At 48.6% G+C, this 8,035-nt stretch carries 9 protein-coding genes; 6 read left to right on the top strand and 3 right to left on the bottom strand.

Going from position 1 to position 8,035, the window contains the following annotated elements; genetic code table 11:
- On the bottom strand, nt 1-242 hold a 242-nt coding region (locus CAG65_RS19500; RefSeq protein WP_161454692.1), incomplete at its 3' end, for an Lpp/OprI family alanine-zipper lipoprotein.
- 420 nt (nt 243-662) lie between these two features.
- On the opposite strand from CAG65_RS19500, the gene CAG65_RS19495 reads away from it, so the two are divergent.
- The 6 genes from CAG65_RS19495 to CAG65_RS19465 all read left to right on the top strand — a co-directional run bounded on the left by CAG65_RS19495 (nt 663) and on the right by CAG65_RS19465 (nt 6,614).
- Nucleotides 663-2,009 carry a DEAD/DEAH box helicase gene (locus CAG65_RS19495; protein ID WP_040902874.1) on the top strand — a complete coding sequence of 449 codons (1,347 nt, stop codon included), beginning with the start codon at nt 663-665 and terminating at the stop codon, nt 2,007-2,009.
- Nucleotides 2,010-2,435: 426 nt separating this feature from the next.
- Nucleotides 2,436-3,257, top strand: coding sequence for a phosphate ABC transporter substrate-binding protein (locus tag CAG65_RS19490; protein WP_021706228.1), 822 nt, complete (start codon nt 2,436-2,438; stop codon nt 3,255-3,257).
- A gap of 91 nt (nt 3,258-3,348) precedes the next feature.
- A complete protein-coding gene (gene pstC, locus CAG65_RS19485) occupies nt 3,349-4,284 on the top strand; it encodes a phosphate ABC transporter permease subunit PstC (protein WP_161454691.1) in 936 nt (311 codons plus the stop codon).
- Between the two features lie 5 nt (nt 4,285-4,289).
- Nucleotides 4,290-5,153 carry a phosphate ABC transporter permease PstA gene (gene pstA, locus CAG65_RS19480; RefSeq protein ID WP_040902858.1) on the top strand — a complete coding sequence of 288 codons (864 nt, stop codon included), beginning with the start codon at nt 4,290-4,292 and terminating at the stop codon, nt 5,151-5,153.
- A 54-nt stretch (nt 5,154-5,207) separates the two neighbouring features.
- Nucleotides 5,208-5,957 (top strand): phosphate ABC transporter ATP-binding protein PstB, encoded by a 750-nt coding sequence (gene pstB / locus CAG65_RS19475; protein WP_161454690.1) that lies wholly within the window; start codon nt 5,208-5,210, stop codon nt 5,955-5,957.
- Nucleotides 5,958-6,239: 282 nt separating this feature from the next.
- Nucleotides 6,240-6,614: a hypothetical protein gene (locus CAG65_RS19465; protein WP_161454688.1), complete on the top strand. Its 375-nt coding sequence runs from the start codon at nt 6,240-6,242 to the stop codon at nt 6,612-6,614.
- On the opposite strand, the gene CAG65_RS19460 is transcribed toward CAG65_RS19465, so the two are convergent.
- Both CAG65_RS19460 and CAG65_RS19455 read right to left on the bottom strand, forming a co-directional pair.
- Nucleotides 6,608-7,699, bottom strand: coding sequence for a GGDEF domain-containing protein (locus CAG65_RS19460; protein ID WP_161448074.1), 1,092 nt, complete (start codon nt 7,697-7,699; stop codon nt 6,608-6,610). The two genes, CAG65_RS19465 and CAG65_RS19460, sit on opposite strands and share 7 nt — an antisense overlap.
- On the bottom strand, nt 7,689-8,035 hold a 347-nt coding region (locus tag CAG65_RS19455), incomplete at its 5' end, for a hypothetical protein (protein ID WP_161454687.1). The genes CAG65_RS19460 and CAG65_RS19455, both read right to left, overlap by 11 nt.

The following is an 8,035-nucleotide window of genomic DNA, read 5'->3' as shown; positions in this document are numbered from 1 at the left end:
GTGTAAGACTGAGCGATGTTGTCGATACGTTCGTTAGCGCGTGCTGCTTCTTCTTGAGCTGACTGAGCTGCTGCACCAGTTTTTTGAACTTCAGATTTTAGAGACTGCACGTCTTGGCTTAGTTGGCTAACTTGGTTGCTTAGCTCGTCCATTTTCGCTGTTGTTGCTTCGTCTGGACCAGATGCACAACCTGCTAGAAGTAGTACCGAAGACGCTGCAGCTGCGATCAACATTTTGTTCATTATGAACTCCTTGCTTATAAGTAAGTATCAAAAATTCGCCCTATACATTTTATGTCATATAGTGACGAAGTAAATTGTAGGCTCAATTTACCAGAAGACAGAGTAGTAAAAAGTCAAAAAAATCCAAGAATTTAACCAATTAGCTGATAAATCGATCGGTGTCTCATAGTTGAGATGAATGCCGTTTTACCTGGCCACTTCCCGTCCAGCCCTTGACTACTCTGACTTTACACACAATTGAGTGTAGTCAACAACTTAGAATTTTGGCATTTTTTCTCTACAGAAACAGAGATACACCAACATCATAAAATTTATGTGATCTCTATCTATAATGTCTCAAAACGCGCTATTATACGGCGTTTTTATTTTGTTGTGTCTGAGGAAAGTAAGAGAATGCATCTGTCAGGCACGAATAAATTGATGGAGAATACTTTGCACTTTAAAGATTTAGGCTTAGACAATCGCTTACTGAAAACCCTTAACCACTTCGATTTCAAACAGGCCACCGAGATCCAGCAGAAAGCCATTCCTGTGGCGATTGCGGGGAAAGACCTGTTGGCGTCATCCAAAACCGGTTCGGGTAAAACGCTGGGGTTTGTTCTGCCAATGCTGCATAAATCGCTAAAGACCAAAGCGTTCTCTGCCAAAGACCCGCGTGGTTTGATTCTGGCACCAACCCGTGAATTGGCCAAACAGGTATATAATGAGCTGCGTTCGATGCTCAGCGGTCTGTCGTACGATGCGACACTGATTCTTGGGGGCGAGAACTTTAATGATCAGGTTAAAGCGTTGCGCCGTCATCCGAAATTCATCGTTGCGACGCCAGGACGTCTGGCCGACCATCTTGAACATCGTTCACTGTATCTGGATGGCCTGGAAACGCTGATCCTGGATGAAGCAGACCGGATGCTGGATCTGGGTTTTGCACCCGAGCTGCGTCGTATTCACAAAGCTGCGAAACACCGTCGTCGCCAGACGTTGATGTTCTCTGCCACTCTGGATCACGCGGAAGTGAACGGTATTGCGTCTGAAATGCTGCAAGCGCCGAAACGCATTTCTGTAGGTGTCTCGAATGAAGAGCATAAAGACATTACTCAGAAGTTTTATTTGTGTGACCACTTAGATCACAAAGAAGCCATCCTGGACCGCTTGATTGAAGAGTCTGATTATCGCCAGATGATCATTTTTACCGCAACGCGTAACGATACCGAGCGCCTGACCGAAAAACTGAACGCGAAGAACCTCAAAGCGGTGGCGTTGAGTGGTAACCTCAATCAAACTCAGCGCAACACCATCATGAGCCGCTTCGAGCGCGCGGTGTACAAGATCCTGGTGACTACGGATGTGGCCTCTCGAGGCCTGGATATCGCCAATGTTACGCATGTGGTCAACTTCGACATGCCAAAGCACACAGAAGAATACGTGCACCGAGTGGGTCGAACGGGCCGCGCAGGTAACAAAGGTGATGCGATGTCTCTGGTGGGCCCAAAAGACTGGGACAGCTTTAAGCGTGTGGAAGCGTATCTTCAGCAGGATTTGACCTTCTCTGAGCTTGAAGGACTGAAAGGTAAGTTTACTGGCGTGAAACCGCGTAAACCCGACTTCCGCAAAGGTAAAACGGCCAACACCAAGAAAGCCAAACCTCAGGCGAAGAAAGTGGCGAAGAAGCCAGCTAAACGTGACAAAGGTTTCTATCAGAACGTCGCCGTGGGGGATGCCGTATTCATTCCTAAGAAAAAAGTGGCGCCGTCGTCTGACGAAGATTAATCAAAAAAGGGTTGGCTTTTGCCAGCCCTTTTTTGTGACAACGGCGCCTCGGTATTCGGTCCCGCAACTGCGTCACTTAATGGTTTTCCTTGCGTTATCGGCGCCGTCAACTTCCCTCTCCAATCATCAACTCTCCAACATTATTGGCGCTAACCTGTGCTATTTAAGTAATGTTCTCTACCTTTAGCGGTGTCTGTTTATCCGGCTGTCTGGGGTAGCTCAACGCGAAATGTGACAGTCACAAGTCAGTGTTTTATGGTCAAAAAAATAGCTAACTGATTGAAACCTAAACACTGACGCGAGAACAAAAATGTCATTTGTCATACAGGCTTCAATTTAGTGAAACACAACTGTCATATTTGCGCCCTAAAGTGAGCAGCGTTCAAGTGAAACACAACGGCAATGATGCCACTAAAGGAAATTGTGATGAAAAAGACAGTAATCGGTGCAATCGCACTTCTAGGCGCAATGGCAGTGACTCCTGTTTCTGCTAAAGAAACTATCTCTGCAGTGGGTTCTAGCAGCGTAACTCCACTGATGGAAGTTTTCTCTGAAACATACATGAAGAAGAACCCTGAAGTCTTTATCGAAGTTCAGGGCCCGGGTTCATCCGCCGGTGTGAAAGCGGCGAAGAACGGAAGCGCAGACCTGGGTATGTCTTCTCGTAACCTGAAATCCTCTGAAAAAGAGCCTTCACTGGTTGAAGAAGTGATTGCTCGTGACGGCATCGCCGTTGTTGTTAACCCTAAGAATGACCTGAAAGGCCTGACGTCTGAGCAAGTGACCGCCATCTACAAAGGTGACATCACAAACTGGAAGGACGTCGGCGGTGCAGACAAGCCAATCGTTGCAATCACTCGTGATACCGCATCGGGCACACGTGGTGCGTTCGAAGACATCATGTCTCTGAAAAAGAAAATCGCAGACAAGAAAGTATCTGCTATTTCTCAACGCGCTCAGGTTGCGAACGGTAACGGTGCATTGAAAACAATGGTGGCATCAAACCCTTACGCAATTGGCTACATCTCTCTGGGTACAGTAGACAACACTGTTCACGCACTGTCTATCGACGGCACTGACGCGTCTGTAGACAACGTGAAGAATGGTTCTTACAAAGTGGCTCGCCCATTCTTGGTTCTGTACAAGAAAGGCCAGCCTTCTGCAGAAACTCAGAAATTCCTGGATTGGATGCTGACTGAAGAAGCACAGAAGATTGTGGATTCTAAAGGTTACATCTCAGTTCACTAAGACACCGGCAATACATTAATTTGCTCAGCCCGCGTTTGGGCTGAGCCTTTTCTATCCAATCCACACCGAAGAAATCGGCAGTGAGATTTATATGACCATCGCGACAAATAGTGAAAAGCTTATGAATACGACAGAAGCGACTCATGTTAACAAGTCAGGTCTGCGTGCGAAAAAACGCGTTGACTGGAAAGAGCGTATCTTCCATGGCTTGTTCCTTACCAGTGCGGTTATCGGTATCGTTTCTCTTGCGGTAATTGCGTATTTCATTTTCAAAGAAAGTATCCCGGCCTTCCAGGAAGTGGGCATTAGCGGTATCGTGCTAGGCCAAGACTGGCTGCCACCGGCACTGTATGGCGTAGCCACCATGATCGTTGCGTCTGTCGTCTCCACTCTGGGGGCGGTGTTGGTTGGGGTGCCGGTCGGCGTTCTGACGGCCATCTTCATCGCAGAAATTGCGCCGAAGCGGGTAGCGGACATCATTCGTCCCGCGGTTGAGTTACTGGCGGGCATTCCGTCGGTGGTCTACGGCTTCTTTGGCCTGGTCATCATCGTACCTCTGATCCAAGACCTGTTTCAGGTGCCGGCGGGTAACACGATTCTGGCCGGTATCATCGTGCTGGGTGTGATGATTCTTCCAACCGTTATCACGGTATCTGAAACCTCTATCCGCGCAGTACCACGTTCTTACAAAGAAGGTTCACTGGCACTGGGTGCTTCCAAAATCTTCACCATTTTCAAGCTTCTCTTACCCGCAGCCCGTTCAGGCATCATGACGGGTGTGATTCTGGGGATTGGTCGTGCGCTGGGTGAAACCATGGCGATCATCATGGTTATGGGTAATGCTCCAGCGATGCCTCAAGGTCTGCTGGACTCTGCCCGGACACTGACCGCGAACATCGCGATTGAAATGTCCTACGCCAGTGGTGTTCACGCGAACGCACTGTATGCCACGGGTGTGGTTCTGCTGGTGTTCATCATGATGCTGAACGCAGCCCTGCTGTACCTGAACCGTGAAAAAGCGAGGTAATGAGAATGGATCGCGCAAAACTAAAACGTTCACGAGAAATTAAAGACAACATCCTGAAGGGCTTTATCTGGGCGGCCGCCGCTCTGACGGTCGGTTTCCTGTTCTGGATTATCTGGTACATCCTGTCTAACGGCCTTCAGCATGTCGACTGGAACTTCATTACAGACGATTACACACGCACTGGCGATGAGCACGGTATTTTCCCGATGATTATTTCAACCATCTACATGGTGGTGGCATCAATCGCAGTGGCGGCTCCGATGGGGATCATGACGGCGATTTACCTGACGGAGTACGCGAAAGTGGGCAGTCGTCTGGTGAAAGTGATTCGCTTCTGTACCGAGTCTCTGGCCGGGATCCCATCGATTATCTTTGGCCTGTTTGGTATGACATTCTTCGTGGCGATACTGGGCCTGGGATTCTCAATTTTGTCAGGTGCACTGACACTGAGTATCCTGATTCTGCCGGTGATTATCCGAACCACAGAAGAAGCACTGATGGCGGTACCACAGACTTACCGCGAAGGCTCTTACGGTTTGGGAGCATCTAAAATCTACACTATCTGGCGTCTCATATTGCCGAGCGCAATGCCAGGTATCTTAACCTCGGTCATTCTGAGTATTGGTCGTGTAATTGGTGAATCTGCGCCGGTGTTTCTCACCGCGGGCATGGTGGCGCGTATTCCTGATTCGTTGCTCGATTCAGGCCGGACGCTGACCGTTCACCTGTACAAACTGACCACGGAGCTGTTCACCATTGAAGAATGGAATCAGGCTTACGGCACAGCAACCGTTCTGATTGTGGTGGTCCTACTCATCAATATGGTGACTAAGCTGATCGCTAAGCGTTTCAACACAGCGACGTACTGATCCGCCAGCACGAATTTATCGATACACGATTGACAGAATTTAGAGATTAAGACGATGAACAAATTTGATATTGAAAATCTGGACCTGTACTACGGTGAAAACCAGGCTCTGAAAGCGATTAACCTTCCTATTCCCGTGCGTCAGGTGACGGCTCTGATTGGCCCGTCTGGTTGTGGTAAGTCAACGTTATTGCGTTGCCTCAATCGCATGAATGACCTGATTGAAGGGGTTAAAATCACCGGTAAACTCGAGATGGACGGCTCCGATATCTACGGCAACATTGATGTCGCAGACCTGCGTATTAAAGTTGGTATGGTATTCCAAAAACCAAACCCGTTTCCAATGAGTATTTACGAAAACGTCGCGTACGGCCTGCGTGCCCAAGGTGTGAAAGACAAAAAATACATTGATGAAGTGGTGGAGCGTTCACTGCGTGGCGCGGCATTGTGGGATGAAGTGAAAGATCGTCTGAAATCCCATGCGTTCGGCTTATCTGGTGGTCAGCAGCAACGTCTGTGTATCGCGCGTACGATCGCGATGGAACCGGATGTGATTCTGATGGATGAGCCTACGTCTGCTCTCGACCCGATTGCGACCCACAAAATCGAAGAGTTGATGGAAGAGCTGAAAAAGAACTACACCATCGTTATCGTTACCCACTCGATGCAGCAAGCGCGTCGTATCTCTGACCGTACCGCCTTCTTCCTGATGGGAGAGCTGGTGGAACATGATGCGACCGATGTGATCTTCAGTGATCCGCAAGATGACCGCACGAAAGGTTACGTTAATGGTGATTTCGGTTAAGCCTTACTGGCATAACACTATAACTATAAGCGATGGTAACTTTTGCCCCTCATTGAGGGGCTTTTTTCTGTCTGCTATCTGGCTTTGTACTAAGCCAGATAGCAGATAGGTAAATGCTTAAAGTATCGAACGGTTCTGTGCTGAAAAGCGAACAGCAATATGGCGTTAAGAGAGCTAAAATTGAACGGAAGGCATCGGATGATGGTTTTATCATCGCCGATTCGCCAAATGATGATTCCCGTGAAAGTGTGACTATGATGGGCTCAGATCTAAACGTGATTTATGCGTCGCACAAGTAAGCCAAGTAACGTGTTTAAAACGTTGGCTCTCTGGACTGCGACTTTCTCGCTGACGCCGTCTGCGTTTGCGTCTGGCGCTGCTGACAGCCTGCGGAGTGACAATCTCACCTTCACTTGCCAGCACACAGCGCAGCAGGTTATTTTGCAAGTTCAGACGTCACCGGCGTTTGACGGTACCCTGTTACTCAGTGGTCAAAAGGCTGATCAGAGTCGCTATCAGTTTCAGGGGAAAACGTCCGTTACTTTTAGCTACAGTTTGGCTCAATTACCGGTCCGGATGCAGATCCTGCAACGGGAGACGCGGAGCACATTTGTCTGGATTGATACCGACTGTTACGTGTCCGTACAAGATCAGTGACGGGTACCGCTGAATTTCATTTCATACATACTTTTGTCTGCCACTGACACCAACTGGTTAATGTCTTTAGAGTCGTCGGGGAAGCAGGCGAATCCAACGCTGGTTGACAGCTTCACGCGGCTCATTCTGCCTACTGTGACCGGCTTTTCAAAACAGGAATAAATGGCGCTTAAGGTCTGTTCGGTTTCGTCAATGGCCGGAGAGATAATCGCAAATTCGTCACCGCCCATACGAAAAACTTCAAACCCCAACAAGGTTTGTTGCATCCGCAGACGGTGTGAAATGCGTTTAAGCACATCATCACCGGTTTGATGGCCATAGGTATCGTTGACCGCTTTGAAGCCGTTGAGATCGAGGAGATAGAGGCAAAACGGGCCACTGCTGGTCTCTTTCTCCAGAGCTTTGAACATTGATAAGCGGTTTGGGATGCCCGTTAAGGCATCCGTCAGTGCCAGATCTTTATGGTACTGAGTTTCTTTATGCAAGATGTAACTCACTAGGCCGACGCAACAAAACAGCAGCGCCATCAACATATATTGTGTTTGTGCCAGTGCATTGGCTTGCGCACGCTGATGTTCGTACAGTGGACTGCTGAGTCGAAAGTTCTGGTTCACGTAATGCAGCATGCTGATGTACAGGTTTTTGAATTCGGCGGTGAGCTCGGTGGCATCTTGCGCAGTTTTGAGGTGAATCAGTTTTGTTTCCAGGGCCTGGAAATTATTGAACATCGCGGTAAAAAAATCCGTCGTGCCTTCGATGGACATAAAATTTCCGGCTTCCGGACTCGACAACAGCAGATCAAAGCGGCTCCAGGCCAATTCGTACTGCAACAAGGTGTGTTGCATCTGCTGTTCTGATTGCAAAGAGTAGGGGAGCGCTGAGACCAGTTCGGCGAATTCTTTGTTGAGTTGGAACATGAACCAGGTGGCTTCGGATTGTTGATCTGTGTAGGAGCGGGCGAGATCCCGGGTGGCGGATAGCAGGTACAGGTTGGCGATGATCAGCAGTCCCGTCAGTACGAAAAGTAACGTTTTAGCCCGATAGGCGAATGGAGAGAGTGGATGGCGCTTTACATTATTTTTCATATTTTCTATGGACGATAATCTCTTTTATCTGCCAGACCATTTTGGTCTGGAACACCTCACTGCCTGTCTCCGGATACTTGTCCACATTGAAGAGCAGCCAGTATGGCCCTTTGTGCCGGACTTTCATGGGTTTACCATCCTGATAATAGGCGATAATCGGATGATATTTATCGATCTCTTCAATTGTCGTGGTGGCGGCGTATTCATTCAGGCCGATGAACGACATGGCATACGCGTCGCGAACCCCCAAATAATCCAACAGCTCAGACGCCGACGTACCAGTAAACGTGTGACTGTCCGTTAACCAGGGAAGATGAGTGGTAATGTTGTCTTGGT

The sequence above is a fragment of the Vibrio sp. V39_P1S14PM300 genome (assembly GCF_009904765.1).
In the GTDB taxonomy this organism is placed as follows: domain Bacteria; phylum Pseudomonadota; class Gammaproteobacteria; order Enterobacterales; family Vibrionaceae; genus Vibrio; species Vibrio proteolyticus.
Note: the sequence above shows the minus strand (reverse complement) of the source record. Positions and strands in the feature narration are given on the sequence as shown.